General features: G+C 69.1%; 20 protein-coding genes. 14 read left to right on the forward strand and 6 right to left on the reverse strand.

The annotated features are described in order from the left end of the window. The first annotated feature begins 127 nt into the window (after window positions 1-127). The 3 genes from ACQ5DX_RS26405 to ACQ5DX_RS26415 all read left to right on the forward strand — a co-directional run bounded on the left by ACQ5DX_RS26405 (window position 128) and on the right by ACQ5DX_RS26415 (window position 4,081). Entirely contained in the window at window positions 128-1,393 is a 1,266-nt protein-coding gene (locus ACQ5DX_RS26405; RefSeq protein ID WP_430335419.1) for an aspartate kinase, read from the forward strand. 6 nt (window positions 1,394-1,399) lie between these two features. Beyond that, window positions 1,400-2,431, forward strand: coding sequence for an aspartate-semialdehyde dehydrogenase (locus tag ACQ5DX_RS26410; protein WP_430335420.1), 1,032 nt, complete (start codon window positions 1,400-1,402; stop codon window positions 2,429-2,431). A 123-nt stretch (window positions 2,432-2,554) separates the two neighbouring features. Next, a complete protein-coding gene (locus ACQ5DX_RS26415) occupies window positions 2,555-4,081 on the forward strand; it encodes an acyl-CoA carboxylase subunit beta (RefSeq protein WP_430335421.1) in 1,527 nt (508 codons plus the stop codon). Here ACQ5DX_RS26415 and ACQ5DX_RS26420 read toward each other — a convergent pair. From ACQ5DX_RS26420 to ACQ5DX_RS26440, 5 genes are all read right to left on the reverse strand, one after another. Continuing rightward, the gene (locus tag ACQ5DX_RS26420; protein ID WP_430335422.1) at window positions 4,069-4,548 is read right to left on the reverse strand and encodes a MarR family winged helix-turn-helix transcriptional regulator; all 480 of its coding nucleotides are present in this window, start codon (window positions 4,546-4,548) and stop codon (window positions 4,069-4,071) included. The genes ACQ5DX_RS26415 and ACQ5DX_RS26420 overlap by 13 nt on opposite strands. Next, window positions 4,548-4,670, reverse strand: a complete 123-nt coding sequence (locus tag ACQ5DX_RS26425; protein ID WP_430335423.1) for a hypothetical protein — start codon at window positions 4,668-4,670, stop codon at window positions 4,548-4,550. Before ACQ5DX_RS26425 ends, ACQ5DX_RS26420 begins: the two co-directional genes overlap by 1 nt. 252 nt (window positions 4,671-4,922) lie before the next feature. Beyond that, the gene (locus tag ACQ5DX_RS26430) at window positions 4,923-5,378 is read right to left on the reverse strand and encodes a DUF6069 family protein (RefSeq protein WP_430335424.1); all 456 of its coding nucleotides are present in this window, start codon (window positions 5,376-5,378) and stop codon (window positions 4,923-4,925) included. A gap of 96 nt (window positions 5,379-5,474) precedes the next feature. Continuing rightward, window positions 5,475-6,050, reverse strand: coding sequence for a sigma-70 family RNA polymerase sigma factor (locus ACQ5DX_RS26435; RefSeq protein ID WP_430335425.1), 576 nt, complete (start codon window positions 6,048-6,050; stop codon window positions 5,475-5,477). A gap of 36 nt (window positions 6,051-6,086) precedes the next feature. After that, window positions 6,087-6,983: a hypothetical protein gene (locus tag ACQ5DX_RS26440; RefSeq protein WP_430335426.1), complete on the reverse strand. Its 897-nt coding sequence runs from the start codon at window positions 6,981-6,983 to the stop codon at window positions 6,087-6,089. Window positions 6,984-7,293: 310 nt separating this feature from the next. On the opposite strand from ACQ5DX_RS26440, the gene ACQ5DX_RS26445 reads away from it, so the two are divergent. The 10 genes from ACQ5DX_RS26445 (at window position 7,294) to ACQ5DX_RS26490 (ending at window position 21,668) form a co-directional block, all read left to right on the forward strand. Then, the gene (locus ACQ5DX_RS26445) at window positions 7,294-9,135 is read left to right on the forward strand and encodes a multicopper oxidase family protein (protein WP_430335427.1); all 1,842 of its coding nucleotides are present in this window, start codon (window positions 7,294-7,296) and stop codon (window positions 9,133-9,135) included. A 217-nt stretch (window positions 9,136-9,352) separates the two neighbouring features. Next, a complete protein-coding gene (locus tag ACQ5DX_RS26450; RefSeq protein ID WP_430335428.1) occupies window positions 9,353-11,962 on the forward strand; it encodes a glutamate--cysteine ligase in 2,610 nt (869 codons plus the stop codon). A 23-nt stretch (window positions 11,963-11,985) separates the two neighbouring features. Beyond that, entirely contained in the window at window positions 11,986-13,770 is a 1,785-nt protein-coding gene (locus ACQ5DX_RS26455; RefSeq protein ID WP_430335429.1) for an N-acetylglutaminylglutamine amidotransferase, read from the forward strand. Between the two features lie 62 nt (window positions 13,771-13,832). Next, window positions 13,833-15,650, forward strand: coding sequence for an alpha/beta hydrolase family protein (locus tag ACQ5DX_RS26460; protein WP_430335807.1), 1,818 nt, complete (start codon window positions 13,833-13,835; stop codon window positions 15,648-15,650). A 17-nt stretch (window positions 15,651-15,667) separates the two neighbouring features. Further along, window positions 15,668-16,822, forward strand: coding sequence for an amidohydrolase (locus ACQ5DX_RS26465; RefSeq protein WP_430335430.1), 1,155 nt, complete (start codon window positions 15,668-15,670; stop codon window positions 16,820-16,822). 23 nt (window positions 16,823-16,845) lie between these two features. Next, the gene (locus ACQ5DX_RS26470; protein WP_430335431.1) at window positions 16,846-17,469 is read left to right on the forward strand and encodes a class I SAM-dependent methyltransferase; all 624 of its coding nucleotides are present in this window, start codon (window positions 16,846-16,848) and stop codon (window positions 17,467-17,469) included. Window positions 17,470-17,621: 152 nt separating this feature from the next. After that, window positions 17,622-19,160 (forward strand): arylsulfatase, encoded by a 1,539-nt coding sequence (locus tag ACQ5DX_RS26475; protein ID WP_430335432.1) that lies wholly within the window; start codon window positions 17,622-17,624, stop codon window positions 19,158-19,160. A gap of 14 nt (window positions 19,161-19,174) precedes the next feature. Further along, the gene (locus ACQ5DX_RS26480; protein ID WP_430335808.1) at window positions 19,175-20,107 is read left to right on the forward strand and encodes an HAD family hydrolase; all 933 of its coding nucleotides are present in this window, start codon (window positions 19,175-19,177) and stop codon (window positions 20,105-20,107) included. Between the two features lie 15 nt (window positions 20,108-20,122). Next, entirely contained in the window at window positions 20,123-21,058 is a 936-nt protein-coding gene (locus ACQ5DX_RS26485; protein ID WP_430335433.1) for a formylglycine-generating enzyme family protein, read from the forward strand. Window positions 21,059-21,179: 121 nt separating this feature from the next. Next, window positions 21,180-21,668 carry a DUF1269 domain-containing protein gene (locus ACQ5DX_RS26490; RefSeq protein WP_430335434.1) on the forward strand — a complete coding sequence of 163 codons (489 nt, stop codon included), beginning with the start codon at window positions 21,180-21,182 and terminating at the stop codon, window positions 21,666-21,668. A gap of 37 nt (window positions 21,669-21,705) precedes the next feature. On the opposite strand, the gene ACQ5DX_RS26495 is transcribed toward ACQ5DX_RS26490, so the two are convergent. Next, window positions 21,706-22,482, reverse strand: coding sequence for an SDR family oxidoreductase (locus tag ACQ5DX_RS26495; protein WP_430335435.1), 777 nt, complete (start codon window positions 22,480-22,482; stop codon window positions 21,706-21,708). A 126-nt stretch (window positions 22,483-22,608) separates the two neighbouring features. Here ACQ5DX_RS26495 and ACQ5DX_RS26500 point away from each other — a divergent pair, with 126 nt between their 5' ends. Beyond that, window positions 22,609-23,238 carry a TetR family transcriptional regulator gene (locus ACQ5DX_RS26500; RefSeq protein WP_430335436.1) on the forward strand — a complete coding sequence of 210 codons (630 nt, stop codon included), beginning with the start codon at window positions 22,609-22,611 and terminating at the stop codon, window positions 23,236-23,238. Window positions 23,239-23,263 lie beyond the last annotated feature (25 nt).

A 23,263-nucleotide genomic window follows, 5' to 3' on the forward strand; every position in this document is an offset into this window, starting at 1 on the left:
GCTGCCACCGACGGAGTACGACCGCGCCCCCATCCGTTGGTCAGGACGCGGTGCACTCCCGGCGACGCACCTCGGTAAGCTCGACAGCTGGACTTGCATCAATCCATCTATCCGGAGGTACACACGCGTGGCTCTCGTCGTCCAGAAGTACGGGGGATCCTCGGTCGCGAGCGCCGAGCGCATCCGACGCGTCGCTGAACGGATCGTCGAGACCAAGAAGGCGGGCAATGACGTCGTCGTGGTCGTCTCGGCGATGGGCGACACGACCGACGAACTGCTCGACCTCGCGCAGCAGGTGTGCCCGGTGCCACCCGCCCGTGAGATGGACATGCTGCTCACCTCGGGCGAGCGCATCTCGAACGCTCTCGTCGCGATGGCCATCCACTCGCTCGGCGCGCAGGCGCGGTCGTTCACCGGCTCGCAGGCGGGTGTCATCACCACCGGCAGCCACGGCAACGCCAAGATCATCGACGTCACGCCGGGCCGCGTCCGCACCGCGCTCGACGAGGGGTCGATCGTGCTGGTCGCCGGCTTCCAGGGCGTGAGCCAGGACAGCAAGGACGTCACCACCCTCGGTCGCGGCGGCTCCGACACCACCGCCGTCGCGCTCGCCGCCGCGCTGAAGGCCGACGTGTGCGAGATCTACACCGACGTCGACGGCGTCTTCACCGCCGACCCGCGCATCGTGCCCGACGCCCAGCGCCTCGACACCGTCTCCTTCGAGGAGATGCTCGAGATGGCCGCGTGCGGCGCCAAGGTCCTCATGCTGCGCTGCGTCGAGTACGCCCGCCGCTACAACGTGCCCGTGCACGTCCGCTCGTCATACACGACCAAGCCCGGAACGATCGTGTCCGGATCGATGGAGGACATTCCCGTGGAAGAAGCCCTGATCACCGGTGTTGCCCACGACCGCGGCGAGGCCAAGGTCACCGTCGTCGGCCTGCCCGATACGCCGGGCCATGCCGCGAAGGTCTTCCGTGCCGTCGCCGAGGCCGAGATCAACATCGACATGGTGCTGCAGAACATCTCCAAGGTCGAGACCGGCAAGACCGACATCACCTTCACGCTGCCCAAGGCCGACGGCCCGCGCGCAGTGGAGAAGCTGACGGCGCTGCAGTCGGAGATCGGCTTCACGCAGATCCTGTTCGACGACCTCATCGGCAAGGTGTCGCTCGTCGGCGCCGGCATGAAGAGCCACCCGGGCGTCACCGCCAAGTTCTGCGAGGCGCTGGCCGAGGCGGATGTCAACATCGACCTCATCTCGACGTCGGAGATCCGCATCTCGGTGCTCGTCAAGGACACCGATCTGGACGACGCCGTGCGGGCCATCCACGCAGCATTCGACCTCGGCGGCGAGGAAGCGGCCGTCGTACACGCAGGAACGGGACGGTAATCAGTCATGACCACCATTGCTGTCGTCGGTGCCACCGGCCAGGTCGGCATCGTCATGCGCACCCTGCTCGAGGAGCGCAACTTTCCGGCCGACAAGGTGCGGTTCTTCGCGTCCGCGCGCTCGGCCGGAAAGACGCTGCCGTTCCGAGGTGAGGACATCGTCGTCGAGGACGCATCCGCGACCTCCGACGAGGACCTGAAGGGCATCGACATCGCGCTGTTCTCGGCCGGTGCGACGCTCTCCCGCGCGCAGGCGCCCCGCTTCGCGGCGGCCGGCGCGATCGTCGTCGACAACTCGTCCGCGTGGCGCAAGGACCCCGAGGTTCCCCTCGTGGTCAGCGAGGTCAACCCGGAAGCGACGAAGAACCCGCCGAAGGGCATCATCGCCAACCCGAACTGCACCACGATGGCCGCGATGCCGGTCCTCAAGGTCCTACACGACGAGGCCGGCCTGCAGCGCCTGATCGTCAGCAGCTACCAGGCGGTGTCGGGCAGCGGTATCGCCGGTGTCGAGGAGCTCGTGGGCCAGGTCCGCGCCGTCGCCGACGACGCCGAGAAACTGGTGCACTCCGGCGCGGCCGTCGACTTCCCGGCCCCGAACAAGTACGTCGCGCCCATCGCGTTCAACGTCGTGCCGCTCGCCGGTGCGATCGTCGACGACGGCAGCGGCGAGACCGACGAGGACCAGAAGCTCCGCAACGAGAGCCGCAAGATCCTCGGCCTGCCGGACCTGCTGGTGTCGGGCACGTGCGTGCGCGTCCCGGTCGTCACCGGTCACTCGCTCGCGATCAACGCCGAGTTCGAGCGCCCGCTGTCGGTGGAGCGTGCCAAGGAACTGCTGGCCGACGCCCCCGGCGTCGAGCTGGTGGACGTGCCGAACCCGCTCGCGGCCGCCGGTGGCGACGTGTCCCTCGTCGGCCGGATCCGTCAGGATCCGGGTGCCCCCGAGGGCCGCGGCCTGGCGCTGTTCGTCTCGGGCGACAACCTGCGTAAGGGTGCGGCGCTCAACACCATCCAGATCGCCGAGCTGCTCGTCTAGCTCCCGCTCTTCCCGCGTGCGCGGTCGCGCCGGCCTTCGGGTCGGGGTGGCCGCGCACGCGTCGTTCTCGGTGAGTGATGAGTGCCGTTGCGGCCGAAAGTGGTTGGTCGTAGCTTCACTGCTGTGACGGCGAACACGGAGAACGGTGCGGACTGGCAGCCGCTGCTGAAGCGGCTGGCCGAGCGGAAGGCTGCGGCCCGCGCGATGGGGGGTGCGGAGAAGGTCGCGCGGTATCGGGCGTCGGGCCGGCTCGATGCCCGCGCCCGGGTCGCCGGGCTGCTGGACCGGGAGTCCTTCGTCGAACTGGGCGTGCTCGCAGGCGATCCGGCGGTGCCGGCGGATGCATTCGTCGCGGGGTCCGGGTCCATCGATGGACGCCCGGTGATGGTGGGCGCGGAGGACTTCACCGTCGCGGGCGGCTCGATCGGGACCGCGGCCGCGTCGAAGCGGGCCCGCTCGGCCCAGCTCGCGCTGCGCAACCGGACACCGCTCGTGATGATGCTCGAGGGCGCCGGTCACCGCGCCACCAACGCGCTCGAGCGAAACCGTCCGGCGCCCAATGATCTTCAGGCGATGGCCGATCTTTCCGGGCTGGTGCCCACCGTGACCATCGTGACCGGGCCGTCGGCCGGCCACGGCGCCCTGGCCGCGCCGCTGTCGGACTTCGTGATCATGGTCGACGGCCACGGTGCGTTGTTCACCGCCGGCCCGCCGCTGGTCGCGGCGTCCACGGGCGAGCAGGTCGACAAGCAGGCACTCGGCGGACCGCACGTCGCGGTCGACGCGTCCGGCGTCGCGCACAATCTCGTGGAGTCGGACGAGGCGGCGCTGGCGCTGGCACGCCGGTACCTGTCCTATTTCCCCAGCAGCGCGTGGCAGCGCCCGCCGTGGGCCGGCCCCGACGCCGGGAACCACGACGTGGGGGAGCGCGCTCTGTCCGAGTTGCTGGATCTGATTCCGGTGAACCAGAAGCGCCCGTACGACATGCGCGCGGTGCTCGACGTGCTGGCCGACGCGGGCACCGTCACCGAGATCCAGCCGACCTACGGGACGTCGATCATCACCGCGCTGGTGCGGCTCGGCGGGCACACGGTGGCCGTCGTCGCGAACCAGCCGACCGTGATGGCGGGCGCGGTCACCGTCGCGGCCGCCGACAAGGCCGCGTCCTTCCTGCAACTGGCCGGCGCCTTCCACCTGCCGGTGCTGTTCCTCGCGGACAACCCGGGTGTGATGGCGGGCAGCGCGTCCGAGAAGGCGGGAATCCTCAAGGCCAGTGCCCGCATGTTCGCCGCGCAGCACCGGCTACGGACCCCCAAGTTCCATGTGACCGTGCGCAAGGCGTTCGGGTTCGGCAGTTCCGTGATGGGCATGAATCCCTACGACAATCAGACGATGACCCTCGCGTTCCCCGCGGTGACGCTGGGCGGGATCCCGGCGGACGTCGGTGGCCGTACCGCGAAGGAGGACGACGAGACCCGGCGCGCCCTGGTGGAGAACGAGTCGTCCGGCCCGTGGGCGTTGGCGCAGACGCTGTTCTACGACGACGTCATCGACCCGCAGGAGCTGCGGAACATCCTGATCCGCGGCTTGGGTGCGAGTGCGCGGGGCGACGCCGTCGAACCCGTTGCGCACCACGGCTATCTGCGTTGACCTGCGGGCCGGTCGTCGGTCGGGGCGTCGTCGGCCAACTGGTCGAGGACGGTCGAGAGTCGGCGTAGCGCCGCGAGGGTGTCGGTGAGCTCGTCGCGTCCGAGGGCCTGCGTCAGGCGGTGGGCGAACGCCGCGTGGGCCGGATCGATTCCGGAGACCGCCTGCCGCCCTTCCGGTGTCGGTGCGACGAGCTTGGCGCGGCGGTGCGCCGGGTTCGGTCGGTACTCGGCGAGGCCGCGCGCGACGAGCAGGTCCGCGATCCGCTGCACGCTCTGCCGGGTGATACCCATCTCGCGTGCGATGTCGGAGACCGACAGCGGTTGTGTCAGAACGGCGCCGAGAACCTGCCACCACGCGGCCGTCAGTCCTGCCGGGCGTGCGAGATTCTCGGCGACGTCGAGGAACTGCCCGTTGAGCCGGAACACGCCCAGCGCGAGACCGCTGAGCAGGTCCTGTTCGTCGCGCATCAGCCGGCGGCCAGTTCGTAGAAGCCCGCGGGATCGCGAAGGCCGTACAGCTTGAACCACGACGCCAGCGCATCCGGTTCGAACACGTCGAGACGTTCGAGGATCTCGCGGGCGAAGTGCACCGGCGCGTTGGCGGCGGCCGTGATGAGATCGCGATCGGTGACGGCGGGCTCGTCGCGGTACAGATGCCCGCCCGCGTAGCCGACCGAGGCCAGGAACTCCGTTGTTCCAGATATCGTTGCCGGCCAGGATGAGCATCGCGCTCCCCGCCGGCCCGATCTCGTCGAGCGTGGTGTCCGGGACGATGCGGAGGCCGCCCATCGTCACGACCGGATTCGTCGTGGCGCCGACCGTGGCGATCGAGTACGGCTCCGCTATGCCTCGGACGGCCGCCGGGTCCGGGCGGTTGCCGCGACCCCCGACAGCAAGGACACGATCGCGATGCCGACGAAGAGGTAGATCAGCGAGCTGCCGATCTTCGAGTCGGTGTCGGCATAGACGGTGAACGGCCACAACGCCACCGCGATGGTCGCGAGCATGCAGATCCAGCCGAAGAACGACGACGCGCGGGGCGTCGAGACCATCAGCAGGTGCAGCAACGCGGTCGCGAGCAGCGCCGCCACGATCGAGTACCCGGCGATCGTGGTCGCCTGGGATTCCCCGATCGCCGAGTCGGGGGTGATGACCGGGATGTCGAGCAGTCCGCGGACGATCAGCAGCCCCACCACCGCGGCGAGCGCGGCGACCAGAGCGGTGGCCACCCCACCGGCCCACAATCGCTTCGCGTCGACGGCGGGTGTGGTCGGGGGGCCGGGCGGGTACGCGCTCATCGAGTGCTCCTCCTCGGATGCAGAACGGCTCGTGTCCTGCCCAGACGGTAGAGCGACGATGGGCCGCAGCCGTCACCCGCGACGGGTGAAACGACGTCAGCGCGGCGCCGCGAACTGTTCGCGCAGCCGCGTCAGCGCACGGTGCTGGGCCACGCGGACCGCGCCGGGCGTCATGTGAAGCGCGGCCGCGGTCTCGGCCGCCGTCTTCTCCTCGATGATCCGTAGGTGGAGGATGCTTCGCTGCTGCCGGGTGAGGACGTCGAGCATCGCCTCGATGCGGCCCAGTTGCTCCGTCCGCATCACGTGTTCGTCGGGAGCTTCGGTGTCCGCGGCGACGTCGGGGAGATCGTCGACCAGGACGGACCGGTCGCGATGCACCGCGCGGAGCGCGTCGGTGACCTTGTGGGTGGCGATACCGAACACGAAGGCCGTGAACTTGCCGCGGTGCTCGTAGCGAGGCAGTGCGCCGATCACGGCGATACACACCTCCTGGGTGACGTCCTCGGCGCTGATACGCCGCACACTCCCGAGCCGTGACCTGCAGAAGCCGAGGATCATGGGCCGGACCTGAGCCATGAGGTCGTCCATCGCACCGTCGATCCCGGCCGATGCCGCGACGGCGATGCCGTTCACGTCGGCCGGCGAGAGGGTGCGGCAGGAACTCGCATTCACACCGCCTAGGTAACCCCCGTTTCCTGAGCTTCTTCTTCAGGCAACCATGGAGGTTTCTGGGAGTGGCTCCACCGGACCGCGCAGGTACCGTCCGATCGGTCCCTCGTCCAGCGCGAGGGCCTTGGTGATCACCGTCGCGCTGATGATGACGAAGCACGCCGTGAACATCCAGCCGATCCCGGTGAACACCAGGCCCAGCGCGCCGAACTTGGCCTCCGCCTCGGCGGCCGTCCGCGGCAGGATGATGTCGCCGGCCAGTCCCAGGGCCGTCAGGCCGACGGCGGTGATCACACCGGTGCACCACAGCACCCGACTGGACAGTCGTCGTTCGGTGAGTAGGTAGGGCACCAGCGTCCACAGGCCCGTCCACACCGCGAACTGGCCGACCAGGACGAGGCAACCGCCCAGGTAGGGGACGTCGTGCATGAGTCGGGTGAGTCCGATCAGTGCGGCGGACGCCGCGACCGACAGCAGCACCGCGACCCAGCGCCACCAACTCGACACCTTCAGCGTCGGCACGTGCCAGGCCCGGCCGTACATCCGGCCGAGGGCCCGGGCGAACGACGTGCCGCTGAGTATCACCATCAGCAGGCCGACGACGCCGAACGCGGCGAACGACGGTTCGGCGGGCGCAAACGTGCCCGGGGCCAGGTCGACGGCATCGACGTCGATGCCGAACTGGGCGAGGAACCCCTTCGTGACCGCGTCGCGGCGACCGATGGTCGACACTGCGATGACCACTGGCAGCACCGATGTGAAGGACTGCGCCGCCAGCGTCATCGACCGGTCCGCCCACTCGATGTCGATGAACCCGGTCAGGATGCGCTGCACCGTCCGGCCGGGTGGGGTGCCGCGCAGCCAGCCCTGCGCGGTCTCGGAGCGGGCCGCGAGCGCCTCGCGCGCCAACGCGACGTTGAACTTGGACGACCCCACAGCACCCCTCCGAACCTGACGGGAGCGGCGCGGCCGGTCCCGGTGAACTGTCGACAGCGTAGGCGAATCGGACGATCGTGTCGGACAGGCGAATCGGATGTCGTCGTCGCGTGCGCACGGGCCGGCGGCCGGCCGCACGCCGCGGAGTTCTCGCCGCACGGCGGTCCGGGCGCGACGATTCGTCCGCCTCGCCGGGAACCGCCCGAACCAACTCGGTAGATCCGGGGAAAGAGGCAGGGCGGCAGCCGGTTCCGGCGTAGCGTCGGGCGGGCGTGCTCCGGTAGGGCGACCACGGGGAGTGTGACGAGTGATGGGCGGACGGATGTCGCGGCGCGCGTTCAATCGCGGGCTGGCGTGGACCGCGGGTGCGCTCGGCGTCGGGGCGGTGGGAATGTCGTCGGTGCGCGCGCAGGATATCGGCGACGTCGACCCGTCGCGGCCGTTGCTGTTCGAGTCGCCGCGGCTCGAACCGTTCGCCGACGACCTCCCGCGGCTTCCGGTACTCACCGGATCCAGCCTCGAACTGCGGTCCGCGAGCACGACGCACCGGTTCCACCGCGATCTGGGCCCGTCCCCGGCGCTGGCGTACGGCGGCATGGACTACCTCGGGCCGACGGTCGAGGCGCACAGCGGCGACCCGATGACCGTCGCGTATCGCAACGAGATCGGAGTCCACCCGTTGGCCGCGGACTTCGACACCACGCTGCACGGCGTCACCGAGCAGGACCGGACGTCGGTGCCGACGTCGATGCATCTGCACGGTGCGGTCACGCCCCCCGAGCACGACGGGCATCCGGCGTTCCTGCAGCGGCCCGGGCAGGGGCACGTGCACGAGTACCCGAACGGCCACGAGGCCACCCAGTTCTGGTACCACGACCACGCCATGGGCATCACCCGGCTCAACGTCTACGCCGGCCTCGCGGGCATGTTCCTGCTGCGCGACGAATTCGACACGGGCACAGCCGACAACGCGTGGGGACTGCCGTCGGGGGAGTTCGAGATCCCGCTGATCCTGCAGGAGAAGCTCTTCACCGCCGACGGCCGTCAGAGCATTCGGGCGACCCCGATGGTGCCCCAGGGCCGGTGGGACGGCGGAACCCCGGGCGACGTCGGGGTGGTGAACGGCAAGATCTGGCCGCAGCTGGAGGTGGCGCGCGGGATGTACCGCCTGCGGCTCGTCAACGCCGCATCGTTCAGTGTGTGGAATCTGTTCTTCGGCAACCGGATGCGGTTCTGGATCCTCGGGATGGAGAGCGGACTGCTGCCGGCGCCGGTGCCATCGACCCGGGTGCGGCTCTCGCCCGGTGAACGCGTCGACCTGCTGGTCGACTTCGCGGCGCTCGAGCCCGGTTCGACGGTGGAACTGTGCAACGACGAGCCACCCCCGCTCGCGGCGTCGCAGCGCGGCGCGCGGGCGATGCCGCTGTTCTGCCGGTTCCGGGTGGCCGAGGGGCGCGGCTCTACCGGTGCGGTGCCGCAGACGCTGCGCGGCGGGCCCGGACAGCCCGCGGACCTCGAGCCGGTCCCCACACCGCAGGCGCAGCGGACGGTCACGGTCATGCAGCTGCTGGACCAGTCGACCGGCGGCACGATGATGTCACTGAACAATCTCATGTTCGGCGACCCGGACATCGAGATGCCGCGGCAGGGCACTGTCGAACAGTGGAACATCGTCAACGTCACGCCCGAGCCGCACCCGATTCACCTGCACCTGGTCAACTTTCGTGTCCTGGGCCGGCAGGACATCGACGTGCAGCGCTACATGCAGCGGTATCCGGTACCCCCGGTCGGCACCAAGTGGGCGCCGCCCGCCGACGAGTTCGTCACCTCGCCGCTGGCACCGCCCGAACCGTGGGAGACCGGTCGGAAGGACACCGTCGTGGCGGATCCGGCGTCGATTACGCGGATCGTCGCGGTCTTCCCGACCGCCGCGCAGCTCGGCTTCGACCCCGACGCGACCTTCGGCGTCGGGGAGGGCGTCGCACCGGCGCAGCCCCCGCCGGACCACGGTGGGCACGAGATGCCCGCCCACGCGGGCCACGACACCGCCCCGGTCGCATCCGGTCCGTTGCAGGGCTACGTGTGGCACTGCCACATGCTCGACCACGAGGACCACGACATGATGCTGGGATTCCGGACTGTTGCGGAGTAACAGCACGAACACCACGGACGTCGTCGGGGGGCGACGGACACTGATCGGGCAGCGCGGTTGAAATCCTGACGGCGGGGGTAACCGAAGGCTCCACGAGTCGGGTCGCGAAGGCAGGATCTCCTCCGCGGGCGGCTCGGTTCGCTCGTCGACCGGACAGTGAGGACCCCGGATGAGCCCGACGCCTACTACGCCTTCGCGGCGCGCGAGGTAGATCACCGTGTCGACCAGCGAAGTACGCAAGCTGGGTGTCGAGGAGGAGTTCCATCTCATCGACGCGAAGACCCGGCGGCTCGTCACCCGCGCACCCGAACTGCTCGAGCGGCTACCGCGGGACGTCTACGTCGAGGAACTGCAGCGTTGCGTCGTGGAGGTCAACAGCGGGGTATTTCCGGATCTGATCGATCTGCGCGCCGATCTGACGCGCCGGAGGCGGGTCCTGGTCGACACCGCCGCCGAACTCGGCGTCGGGGTGGTGGCCGCGGGGGCGGTGCCCCTCTCGGTGCCCGCCGAGATGGCGGTGACCGAGACACCACGTTATCGACGGATGCTCGCCGACTATCAGCTCCTCGCCCGCGAGCAGCTGATCTGCGGCACGCAGGTGCACGTGGACGTGGCGGACCGCGACGAGGCCGTGCGGATCGCCAATCGCGTCGTCCCGTACCTGCCGGTCTTCCTCGCCCTCAGCGCGAGTTCACCGTTCTGGGCCGACGGCACCGATACCGGATACGCCAGCATGCGAACCCTGGTGTGGAGTCGCTGGCCCACCACCGGCCCCGCGGCGCCGGTGCATTCCGCCGCGGAGTACGACCGGCTGATCGCCGACCTCGTCGCGAGCGGTGTGATCAACGGTCCCGGGATGGTCTACTTCGACCTGCGCCCGTCCGACCGGTATCCGACGCTGGAGCTGCGGGTGTGCGACAGCTGCCCGTCGGTGGACACGATCGCGTTCGTCGCCGGGGTGTTCCGGGCGCTCGTCGAACGCGAGGCCGTCGCCCTCCGCGAGGGCAGGCCGCCGCTGCAGCTGTCTCCCACGCTCCTTCGCGCGGCGATGTGGCGGGCAGCGCGGTCGGGACTCGAGGGCGACCTGGTCGACGTGGAGGCTGCGGCACCGCGCCCGGCATCGCGGGTGGTCGAGGGTCTGATCCGATCGCTGCGACCCCACCTCGAGTTCACCGGCGATTGGGACGTGGTCTCCAAGTTGGCGGACGTCTCCCTGCAGGTGGGGAGCTCAGCGGCACGGCAGCGCCGGACCCTGCGCCGGCGGGGCCGCCTGACCGACGTCGTGGACCTGTTGGCGGCCGAGACGGCAGGCCGCCTCGATCCGGTGGCCTACATCGACGGCACAGTGACGAATCTGCTGCACGGTTACGCGCCGTCGCCGACCGGAGTGATCGAGGACGAGTACGACGAGGCGGTCGACCCGGCGCACGGGGTGCGGCCGGAATACCGGCCGATCCTGGGGCCCGCCACGCGGATCGGAGCGGACGGGCTCGACCGGATCCGGTCGTCGGTGCAGCGCTGGGAGAGCGACTACGGGATGATCCCGGCTGGTGGCACACGGGGCGTGATGGACCCGTTACCGCGCCGGATCGGCCGCGACCGCTGGTCCCGACTTGTTCCGGGGCTCGAGCAACGCGCGCTTGCGCTCAACGCGTTCCTGGTCGACGTCTACGGCGATCGGGCAGCGATCCGCGACGGTGTCGTCCCGGAGGAGCTGCTCGATCGTGCGCCGGGGTTCCGGACCGTCGGCACCGCCGCGAACGGGCACCCCGTGCGTGCCCACATCTGCGGTGTGGACCTCGTCGCGACGGACCCGGACCGGTTCCTCGTCCTCGAGGACAACCTGCGCATTCCGTCGGGCAGCGGGTACGCGATGACGTACCGGGAGATGACGAACCGGTTCTTCCCGGAGCTGCACGTGCCGCCGGACGTGGTCGGAGTCGACGCCGTCCCCGAGATGCTCCGCGACACTCTGCGGGCGGCGGCGCCGGCGGCGTCGGGCGCCGAGGTGTCGGCGGTGCTCGCCACCTCAGGGCCGGAGGACGCGGCGTGGTTCGAGCACCGACTGCTCGCCGAGCGCGCCCGGCTGCCCCTCGCCCGGGCCCGGGACCTGTCCGTCACCGACGACGTGCTGTATCTGCACAGCGGCGGGGAGAGGAGGCGGGTGGACGTGCTGTACGCCCGCATGGAGGAGGACATGCTGCTGTCGTCGTCGGGCCACGACGGCCGGCGCCTGCGCGCGGGTGTGCTCGGCGCGTTGCGCGCCGGGACGTTGACCGTGGTCAACGCGCTGGGCAACGGAGTGGCCGACGACAAGGCCGTCTACGGCTACGTGCCGGCGCTGATCGAGTACTACCTGGGGGCAAAGCCCCTGCTCGAGCAGGTTCCGACGTGGGTGTGCGCCGAGCGTGCACAGCGCGACGAGGTGCTGGACCGTCTCGGCGAGCTGGTGGTCAAGCCGATCGATGGGTTGGACGGCAACGGCATCACCGTCGGCCCCGAGATCTCTCAGCGCGACCTGGAGCAGCGGCGGCTGGAGCTGTTGGCCGGCCCGCAGCGCTTCGTCGCGCAAGAGGTGGTCGAGCTGTCGACGCTTCCCACCTTCGACGGAACCGGCCTGTATCCGCGGCACGTCGACCTGCGCGCGTTCGTGCACCTGCGCGCGGACGGTGACCGGGTGCGGGCGCACGTCGTGCCTGCCGCTCTGACGCGGGTGGCGCCGGCCGGAAGCTCGATCACGAACTCGTCGCGGGGTGGCGGCGGTAAGGACACCTGGATCGTGACCGGCCCGCACGACGCCGACACCGATCCGGGCGACGGACGCTGACAGCCCAGGAGGAGTTGCCGAACATGTGTGGCATTTGCGGTGAGGTTCGTTTCGACGGGACGACGCCCGACGTGGGCGCGGTGGCCCGGATGACCGACGCGATGGTGACGCGCGGGCCGGATTCGGCCGGCGCGTACGCCCGGCAATCGGTGGCGTTCGGCCATCGTCGGTTGTGCATCATCGACCTGTCGGCGCGGGGCGGTCAGCCGATGGTCGACAGCGAACTCCGGTTGTCGCTCGTGTTCAACGGCTGCATCTACAACTACAAGGAGCTGCGCGCGGAGCTGCAGCAGGCCGGATACCGGTTCTTCTCGACGGCCGACAGCGAGGTGGTGCTCAAGAGTTTTCATCGCTGGGGTGCGGACTGCGTCCACCGTTTCAAGGGGATGTTCGCCTTCGCGGTGCACGAGATCGATTCGGGTGTGGTGACTTTCGCCCGCGATCGACTGGGTATCAAACCTCTGTACTTCGCCGAGCAGCCGGGGCGGCTACGGTTCGCCTCGACGGTGCAGGCACTGTTGCGCGGCGGCGGCATCGACACGACGATCGATCGCGTGGCGTTGCACCACTATCTGAGCTTCGCCGCGGCCGTACCGGCACCGCACACCATGTTCGAGGGCGTCCGCAAGCTCCCGCCGGCGACGATCCGAGTGGTGCATCCGGACGGAAGATCCATCGAAAGATGTTACTGGGAACCGAGGTTCGAGCCATCGCCCGAACGAGCGTCATGGACGGCGGAGCAATGGCAGCACGCCCTGATGGAGTCGCTCCGCGCGGCCGTGGCACGCCGGATGGTCGCCGACGTGCCGGTGGGGGTGCTGCTGTCGGGAGGCATCGATTCCAGCCTGCTCGTGGCTCTGCTGGCCGAGATGGGACAGCGGGACCTCGCCACGTTCAGCATCGGATTCGACTCCGTTGGAGGTGAATCCGGAAACGAGTACTTCTACTCCGACCTGGTGGCGCGGACCTTCGGCACCGATCACCAGCAGATCCACATCGATCCGTCGCGGCTGCCGGCGGCGGTACCGAAGACGGTCGAGGCGATGAGCGAGCCGATGATCAGCCACGACTGCGTGGCGTTCTTCCTCCTGTCGGAGGAGGTCGGCAAGTCGGTCAAGGTGGTGCAGTCCGGCCAGGGCGCGGACGAGATCCTCGGCGGCTACCACTGGTATCCCCCCCTGGTCGGGGTGGCCCGGGAACAGTCGGCCGAGGCGTACGCGAAGGTGTACTTCGACCGCACCCACGACGACATCGCAGACCTGCTCGAGCCCGAGTACTGCCTCGATCACGACGTCAGCTCGGAATTCGTCGTCCGGCACCACAGCGCGCCGGGCGCCGACACCTCCGTCGACGCCGCGCTGCGGCTCGACACGACGGTGATGCTCGTGGAGGATCCGGTCAAGCGGGTCGACACGATGACCATGGCGTGGGGGCTCGAGGCCCGCGTGCCGTTCCTCGACCACGAGTTCGTGGAGTTGGCGGCCACCTGCCCGCCGGATCTCAAACTGGCGGGCGACGGCAAGGGCGTGCTGAAGGAGGCCAGCCGCTCCTTGCTGCCGCACGAGGTGATCGACCGCACCAAGGGGTACTTTCCGGTGCCCGCCATCCGGCACCTCGAAGGCGACGTCCTCGACCTCGTGCGGGACTCGCTGCGCAGCCGAAGCGCCCGCGAGCGACGGCTGTACCGCCCGGAAGCGCTCGACGCGATGTTCGCCGCTCCCAACGATATTCGCACCGCCCGCGGTGTGAGCACCTTGTGGCAGGTGGGCCTGCTGGAGATGTGGTTGCAGGCCATGGAGCGGCTGTGACTTCCGAGGAGCCGGTGGAACCGCAAGGCGGACAGCACATCCGCTTCACGTCAGGCGCGTCGGTGTCGCCGGACGGGACCGGTTTCGCGCACATCGTCGACGACGGGGGTTACCCCTGGGCCGTACAGCGATTCCTGTCGGGCCGGCACGGCAGCACCGACCGTCGCGTGGACCTACCCATACCCGGTCCGGTCACGCGGATCGTGCATTCGGCCGACAGTCGGTGGCTCGCGTGCCAGGTCGCGCCCCACGGCGGTAACCGCACTCAGGTATGGGTCGTGCACACCGACCCGCACGACCGCTCGGCCCGCGTCGTCGGAGCGCAGCATGCCTGCTCGACCGAGCTGATCGGATGGGACGGGAACCGCGTGGCGCTCACCTCGACCGACGAGGACGGAGTGGCGGAGGCGCGGTTGGTCGATCCGGACACCCGGGACACCGTCACGCTCGACCGCCGTGTCGGCTGCTACCTCGTCGACGCGTGGGCCGGATCGGCGCTGCTGCGGGTCGGTCCCCGTGGGCACCGCGAACTGTTGCTGCAACGCGACGACGGCAGCCGGATCCCGTTGCTGCCGTCCGACTTCGGTTCGACCACCGACGCGGGCGTCATCCTCGACGACCATCGCCTCATCGGCGTGCTCGGTCAGCACCGATCGCCGTGGGCGTCGAGCGAGGGAGAGCCGGACAGGTACATCCGCGCGCTCGTGCGCAGCGACAACGGTGCGGAGTTCGCGCGACTGCTGGGTGTGGCCGTCTCCGATCGGGGGGTCTCCTACAGGGTTCTGGCCGAGCGGGAAAACTGCGAACTCGACGAATTCGTCGTCAGCGACGACCACGGCACCGTGGGCCTGCTGTGGAACTACAAGGGCCTGAGCGAGCTGCAGATCCTGCATCTGGCGGACGGCACGGTCGATTCTCCGATCCAGTTGCCGGGGCTGGTGGCATCGGAGCCGAGTATCAGTGCCGACGGCTCGCTGCTGGCGGTCACGGTGGAGGGCCCCGGGATGCCACCGTCGGTGGAGATCGTCGACCCGCGAACGGGCGAGTGGGGTCCGGTGGAACCGGCCCGGACGCGTATCGCCCGGGCCGACGCCCCGATGCTGGCCGAGTTCACCGCGAGCGACGGGTTACCCCTGACCGGGTGGCTGTACCGTGCGGCCGGGGACGGTCCCGGGCCGGTGATGCTCTGGTTCCACGGCGGTCCGGAGGATCAGGAACGCCCTGCGTACAGCGACTACTTCCCAGCCCTCGTCCAGGCCGGCATCACGGTCTTCGCGCCGAACGTGCGCGGCTCGGGCGGATTCGGCCGCATCTTCGTGCACGCCGACGAGCGGTACGGCCGATTCGCCGCCATCGACGATGTGGCGGACTGTGTGCGCTACGTCGTCGACAACGGACTTGCCGACCCCGCGCGGATCGCCTGCGCCGGGCACTCGTACGGCGGGTACCTGACGCTGGCGGCACTCACCTTCCACCCCGACCTGTTCGCCACGGGCATCGCTGTCTGCGGCATGAGCAACCTCGAGACCTTCTACGCCAACACCGAACCGTGGATCGCGGCCGCCGCCTATCCCAAGTACGGGCATCCGGAGCACGACCGGGAACTGCTGGCCGAACTGTCGCCGATCCACCGCGTCGACGCCCTGAAAGCACCTGTCCTCGTGGTGCACGGCGCCAACGACACGAACGTGCCGGTCAGCGAGTCCGAACAGGTGGTGGCGTCCGTGCAGGCCCGAGGCGGCGTCGCCGAGCTCCTGTTGTTCCGCGACGAGGGCCACGACATCGTCAAGCGTGAGAACCGGGACACGCTCGCGAAGACCATGGTGAACTGGCTGACGAGCCGGCTGGCCCGGGCCGACGCCCCGGTGTCGGCGATCTGACGGGGGTGTCCAGCAGGATGATTGTCGATTACGACCGGCTCGTCGCGTGGCGACGGGATCTGCACATCCACCCGGAACTGTCCTTCGCGGAGTTCCGGACGACCGCGCTCGTGCACGACCACCTGCGCTCGCTGGGGCTCGATCCGGTGGTGCTGCCCGGCGGGACCGGACTGTGGTGCGACGTCGGCCCGCGCGACTCGATGTGCGTCGCGTTGCGGGCCGACCTCGACGCGCTCCCGTTGACGGAGACCACCGGGGCGCCGTACGCGTCCACGGTCGAGGGGGTGTGCCACGCGTGCGGGCACGACGCGCACACCGCGATGCTCCTCGAGGCTGCGACCGTCCTCGCGGCCGAGCCTCCGCCGCAGCGGGTTCGGTTGATCTTCCAGCCCGGTGAGGAGACGACCCCGGGAGGTTCGCTCGAGGTCGTAGCGGCGGGCGCGCTCGAGGGCGTCTCGCGGATCTTCGCCCTGCACTGCGCGCCGCAGCTCGAGGTCGGCAAGCTCGCCACACGGGCGGGCCCGATCACCTCGTCGGGGGCCATGCTCACGGTGCGGCTGTCCTCGCCTGGCGGTCATTCGGCGCGTCCGCACCTGACGGGCGATCTGATCCATGCCGCGGCCGTACTGGTGACCGGGCTGGCGTCGGTGCTCGATCGCCGCGTCGACGCGCGCACCGCCACCGTGCTGACATGGGGTCGGATCCGGGCCGGCCGGGTCGGCAACGCCATACCGGAGTCGGGGGAACTGGTGGGCACCCTGCGCAGCGCGTCGCACCGGACCTGGGCCACCGTGGAGCCGTTGGTACGGCGCAGCGTCGCAGACCTGCTCGCGCCCTATGCCGTGGAGCACGAGCTGGACTACGTGCAGGGCGTGCCGCCGGTGGTCAACGACCCCGAGGCGACCGGCGAAATGCTCTCCGCGATCGAGTCCGTGGTGGGTCTCGACAATCTCGCCGAGGCCGGACAGTCGAGCGGCGGTGAGGACTTCGCGTGGTACCTCGAGCATGTCCCGGGTGCCATGGCGCGCCTGGGAGTCTGGGACGGGATCAGTCCGCGACACGACCTCCACACGCCCGACTTCGATTTGGACGAGCGAGCCCTCGTGCACGGGGTGCGCACCTTTCTCGCTCTGGCCTACGGCGGGGAGGTCGATGTCATGCTGGGGGAGTGAGGGAACGGATCAGGAGGCTGCCCATGGGGTTCTACACGGATCGGATCGTCCCGCGCCTGGTGGACGTCTCGTGTGGGGCGTCGCTGACCGAATCATCGCGGAAACGGGTGTGCGCGGGACTGCACGGCCGCGTGATCGAGATCGGCTTCGGCTCGGGCCTCAACGTCCCCTTCTACCCGGAGGCCGTCACGTCCGTCAGCGCGGTCGAACCGGCCGACGAGGCATGGCGGTTGGCGCGGAAACGCCTTGCGCGCACCAGCGTTCCCGTCGAGCGATCGGGGCTCGACGGTCAGTCGCTGCCCTTCCCCGACAACACTTTCGACACCGCACTGTCCACGTGGACGATGTGCACCATCCCCGACGCCCGAGCCGCGCTGCGTGAGGTGCGGCGAGTCCTGAAGCCCGGGGGGACGCTGCATTTCGTCGAACACGGGCTCGCGCCCCACGAGAAGGTCCGACGCTGGCAGCACCGGCTCGAGCCGATCCAGAAAGCGGTCGCGGGCGGATGTCACCTGACCCGCGACATCCCCGGCCTCGTACGAGGCGCCGGCTTCGAAATCGGAGATCTCGACACCTTCTACGAGGACGGTGCGCCGAAGGTGATGGGTGCCCTCTCACTCGGCGTCACCGCGCCCTTCGGTGGTTGATCCGCACCACCGAGCCTGACCGGGTCCAGTCTTCATCCGGTACGGGTGATGCGACAGCAGGTGTCGTTGGGCAGCCTGATCCGCAGACAACTCGCTGCTACGTGTGCGTCGGGGGACTGTCGCGCCGTGCCGAACGGACGAGGAGACTGGTGATGGCGGATTCGAAGCCGAACATTCTGGTGATCTGGGGAGACGATATCGGGATCACCAACCTCAGTTGCTACAGCGACGGGTTGATGGGGTACCGGACACCGAACATCGACCGGCTCGCCGACGAGGGGATGAAGTTCACCGACTCGTACGGCGAGCAGAGTTGCACGGCGGGCCGCGCGTCATTCATCACTGGGCAGAGCGTCTACCGGACCGGGATGAGCAAGGTCGGGTTTCCCGGCGCCGACATCGGACTGTCCGCCGAGGACCCCACTATCGCGGAACTGCTCAAGCCGCTGGGCTACGCGACCGGGCAGTTCGGCAAGAACCACCTCGGTGATCTGAACAAGCACCTGCCTACCGTGCACGGGTTCGACGAATTCTTCGGCAACCTCTACCACCTCAACGTCGAGGAGGAGCCCGAGCTGCCGGACTACCCGCACGAGGAGCAGTTTCCGCGGTTGTACAACCTCCAGAAGCCTCGTGGGGTCCTTCGCTCGTGGGCCATCGACGAGGACGATTCCGCCGAGGACCCGAAGTTCGGCCGCGTGGGACGACAGAAGATCGAGGACACCGGTCCGCTGACCAAGAAGCGGATGGAGACCGTTGACGACGAGATCGCCGACGCGGCTGTCGATTTCATCCGACGCAAGCATGCCGAGGACACGCCGTTCTTCATGTGGGTGAACTTCACCCACATGCACCTGCGCACGCATACCAAGCCCGAGAGCCTTGGGCAGTCGGGCATCTGGCAGTCGCCGTACCACGACACCATGATCGACCACGACAAGAACGTCGGTCAGGTGCTCGACGTTCTCGACGAACTCGGTCTGGCCGAGAACACGATCGTCATCTACAGCACGGACAACGGACCGCACGCCAACACGTGGCCGGACGGGGCGACCACGCCGTTCCGCAGCGAGAAGGACACCAACTGGGAGGGCGCATTCCGGGTTCCGCAGGTGATCCGGTGGCCGGGTCGGATTCAGGCGGGCTCGGTGTCCAATGACATCGTCCAGCACCACGACTGGCTGCCCACGTTCCTCGCTGCAGCCGGCGACGCGGACATCGTGGACAAGCTGAAGGCCGGGCACACCGTCGACGACAAGACGTTCAAGGTGCACATCGACGGCTACAACCTGCTGCCGTACCTCACCGGCGAGGTCGACACGAGCCCGCGCCGCGGGATGGTCTACTTCTCCGACGACTGTGATGTCCTCGGCGTCAGGTTCGAGAACTGGAAGATCGTCTTCATGGAGCAGCGGGCCCAGGGCACCCTCGGTATCTGGGCGGAGCCGTTCACCCAACTGCGCGTCCCCAAGCTGTTCAACCTGCGAACCGATCCGTACGAGCGCGCCGACGCCACCTCGAACACTTACTGGGACTGGTTCCTCGACCACGACTACATCGCCTTCTACGGAACCGCGATCACCACCGCATTCCTCGAGACGTTCAAGGAATTCCCGCCCCGGCAGGAGGCGGCCAGCTTCACGATCAACCACGCGGTGGACAAACTGCACGCCTTCCTGGCCAGGGACTGAGTGTCGTGTCCGACATCCTGGAGTCGTGGGCGGACGGCGAAACCAGATCCGCCATCGTCGATTTCGTCGAGCGGGTCACCGACGAGGGTGGACCCGGGTACGTCGAACCCGCGGCGCGCGTCGCGGTGTTCGACAACGACGGCACCCTGTGGTGCGAGAAGCCGATGCCCATCCAGTTGGACTTCACGATCCGACGGTTGGGCGACATGGCGGAGCGTGACCCGTCCCTGCGGTCGCAGCAGCCGTGGAAGGCGGCGTACGAGAACGACACGCACTGGCTCGGCGCCGCCATGGTCAACCACTACCACGGTGACGACGCGGACCTGAAGTTGTTGATGGGGGCGATCACTCGGGCGTTCGACGAGGTGACGGTCGAGGAGTACGACGCCCGTGTCACCAGCTTCTTCGGCGACGCGGACCATCCGACACTGGCCCGGCCGTATCGGGGCTGCGGATACAAGCCGATGGTCGAGTTGCTGCGTTATCTGGAAGCGAACGGGTTCACCGTCTACATCGCCTCGGGAGGCGATCGGGACTTCATGCGCCCGATCGCCGGGGAGCTCTACGGGGTGCCCCCGGAGCGAATCATCGGCAGTGCGTTGGGGATCTCCTACCGGGCGGGCGACGGCCACACGGATCTGCTCTACAAGGCGGCGATGGACTTCTTCGACGACGGGCCCGAGAAGCCGGTGCGGATCTGGAGCCGGATCGGCCGACGTCCGATCCTGTCGGTCGGCAACTCCAACGGTGACCTGCCGATGTTGGCGTTCTCCGAGTTGCCCGGCACGCCGGCACTGCGGCTGCTGCTCCTCCACGACGACGCCGAGCGGGAGTTCGACTACGTCGCCGGTGCGGAGGACGTACTCGAACACGCGCGTCGGAACGACTGGACCGTCGTCAGCGTGAAGAATGACTGGAACGAGGTGTTCGCTCCCGACACCGCTTGAGCAGGAAGAGGTCCCGTGGACACCGTCGCCCTCACCGAACTCCAGCAGGTCCCCGCCCAGGTCTTCACGATGGGCTCCGACGGCCACTACCCGGAGGAGGGGCCGGCCCATCGGGTCGAGGTCGACCAGTTCGCCATCGAGACCCGGCAGGTGACCAACGCCCAGTACGCACGCTTCGTCGCCGACACCGGCTACGTGACCGTGGCCGAGCGTCCGCTGGATCCCGCGGACTATCCCGGGGCGCCGGCCGAGAACCTCGCACCGGGATCGATGGTGTTCGTCGGAACACCCGGGCCGGTGGACCTTCGGCACCTCAGTCAGTGGTGGCGGTGGACGCCCGGGGCGTCGTGGCGGCACGCGGAAGGCCCCGGATCCGCGACCGACGGCCGCGAGGATCATCCCGTCGTCCACGTCGCTCACGAGGACGCACAGGCATACGCCGAGTGGGCCGGCCGCGCCCTGCCCACCGAGGCGCAGTGGGAGGCGGCGGCGCGGGGCGGGCTCGAGCATGCCGACTTCACGTGGGGCGACGAGGCGGAGTCGGGCGATCGGCGGCTCGCGAACTTCTGGCACGGCGACTTCCCCTGGCGCGCGGACAGCGGGTACGGCACGACCAGCGCCGTGGCGTCGTATCCGCCGAACCCGTACGGGCTGTACGACATGGCGGGCAATGTCTGGGAATGGACCGACGACTGGTACGCCGAGCGGCACGGCGGCGGCCAGTCGTCGTGCTGCGTTCCGCGGAACCCGCGCGGTCCGGGGGTCGCGGACAGCTTCGACCCCCGGCAGCCGCAGTTCCGGGTGCCGCGCAAGGTCATCAAGGGCGGCTCGTTCCTGTGCGCCGACAGCTACTGCCGCCGCTACCGGCCCGCTGCGCGACGGCCGCAGATGATCGACACCGGGATGAGTCACATCGGGTTTCGCTGCGTTGTGCCCTCGCCGGTCGAGTGACCACCCGCGGACTTCGAATGGTCGTCAGTTCATCCGAAAGGTGTGAGGTGTCCGGGTGAATCTGTTCCTACCGTGGCTGTGAGACCGACCCGGCTGGACCCCACCATCGGAGGAGATGACCATGGCAGGAACGCTGACCGTCTGGAAGTTCGCATCCCCGACCGGGGCGGACACAGCCATCGCGACACTGGAAGACCTGCAGAAGCAGGCCCTGATCACCGTCCACGACGCCGCAATGGTGAGCTGGCCGGAGGGCCGGAAGAAGCCGAAGACCCACCAGCTCACCAATCTCACGGGCGCGGGTGCCCTCGGCGGGGCCTTCTGGGGCCTGCTCTTCGGCATCCTGTTCTTCATCCCGCTGATCGGCGTCGCCGTCGGTGTCGCGGTCGGTGCAGTGTCCGGAGCACTGACCGACGTGGGCATCGACGACGACTTCATCAAGCGTCTGAAGGAACAGATCACCCCGGGCACGTCGGCGCTGTTCGTACTGACCTCGGACGAGACCCTCGACCGGGTGCACGAGGAGTTCCACGGCCAGCACGCAGAACTGATCTCCACCAACCTGTCGCACGAGCAGGAAGCCCACCTGCGCGAGGTGTTCGCGGACTGACCGCCCTATCGCTGTCGGGCCGAACGGTCCTGCGGGGCTACCAGGTCCGGTCGCCCCGCAGGACCGCGTCGGCCCCACCGTCGACGAAGACGACCTGCCCGGTCACGTGCGAATTCTCGGGGGACACGAGCCAGGACAGCAGCGGTGCGACCTGCTGCGGACGGGCATGTCCGTTCAGGGGCATCGGGACGGCGCCGTCGATGGCGGCGAGGCCCTCCGGGCTGTCGAGCATCGCCTGGATCATCGGGGTGACGATCGTGCCGGGCGCGATCGCGTTGAGCGGGATGCCGGCGCCCGCCCACTCGGGGGTCACCGCGGTGCGGCGGACCCAGCGCGCGATCGCGGCCTTCGACGACGCGTAGATCTGGGCTCCGTCGCCGCACGCGACCGCGGCCTGCGCGGCCTCGACCGCCGCCGCCTCGTCCCCGGCGAGCGCCGCGTCGACGATCGCGGGATCCGTCGGATGCAGCGACGCGACCGAGGAGATCACGACGGCGCGGGGATCGTGGCCGGCGGCGAGCAGGGGACGCAGCCCTTCGAGGGTGGCGACCGCGCCGAAGTAGTTGACCTTGATGGTAAGCGGGTCGAACAGCGCCACGCCGGCACACGCGATCACGCCGTCGAGTCGGCCTTCGGTCAGGTCGCGGGCCTGCTCGACCAGGGACTGGCGGCCTTCGGCGGTGGCGAGGTCGGCGGTGATGTCGGCGTCGCGCAGATCGGCGCCGATGACCTTGGCGCCCTGGTCGCGAAGGTGAGCGGCGGTCGCAGCGCCGATACCGGAGGCGCTGCCGGTGACGAGGAATGTGCGGGGCATGTCCTGCCCTTTCGTCTCGGGGGAAGGCTGGGGTGATCGGCAACCCTCAGGAATGCCAATCTGTGCCAGGTTGCCAGTCTGTGACACGCTGCTAGTGTGTGTCAAGACACATTTCGGAGGTGATTCGTGGAGCGCGACCAGCGTGGATTGGCCGAGCGTCGGCGCGATGCGGTGCGCATGGACATCGCGGCGGCCGCCGCCAAACTGTTCATCGCCGACGGCTTCGACGCGACATCGGTCGAGGACATCGCTCAGGGCGCCGGGATCTCGGTGCGCACGTTCTACCGGCACTGCGAGGCCAAGGAGGACACGCTCACGCCGGTGCTGACCTCCGGCATCCGCGACTTCGCGGGATATCTCGCCGCCCGTCCGGCGGACGAGTCCGTGGCGGTCGCGGTGCACGAGGCCTTCGTCGAGTGCCTGCGGCAGGACCGGTACGCCGAATTCGTCTCCACCCGCGACCTGTTCGTCATCCTGACGTCCGTGGCGGGCATCCGGGCGCGGTGGATGGTCGCCGCCCACGACCTCGCCGACGACATGCGCACCCACCTCGCGGAGCGCGCCGGGCTGGATCCGGCCGGCATCGAGGCAAGGCTGTTGTCGCACACCCTGATCGGTGCGCTCACCGTCGCTCTCGAGTACTGGGTGACGTGCGATCCGGACGATCCTGCCGGTCCCGCCGACGTCGGACAGTTGGCGGAGTCCGCCCTTTCGGTCCTGCGTCTCGACGTCGGTCAGTCGACGCGAAACGCCTGACCCCCAATCGCTTCGGAAGAAGTTC

This window comes from Rhodococcus sp. ACT016 (assembly GCF_050477185.1).
Lineage (GTDB): Bacteria > Actinomycetota > Actinomycetes > Mycobacteriales > Mycobacteriaceae > Prescottella.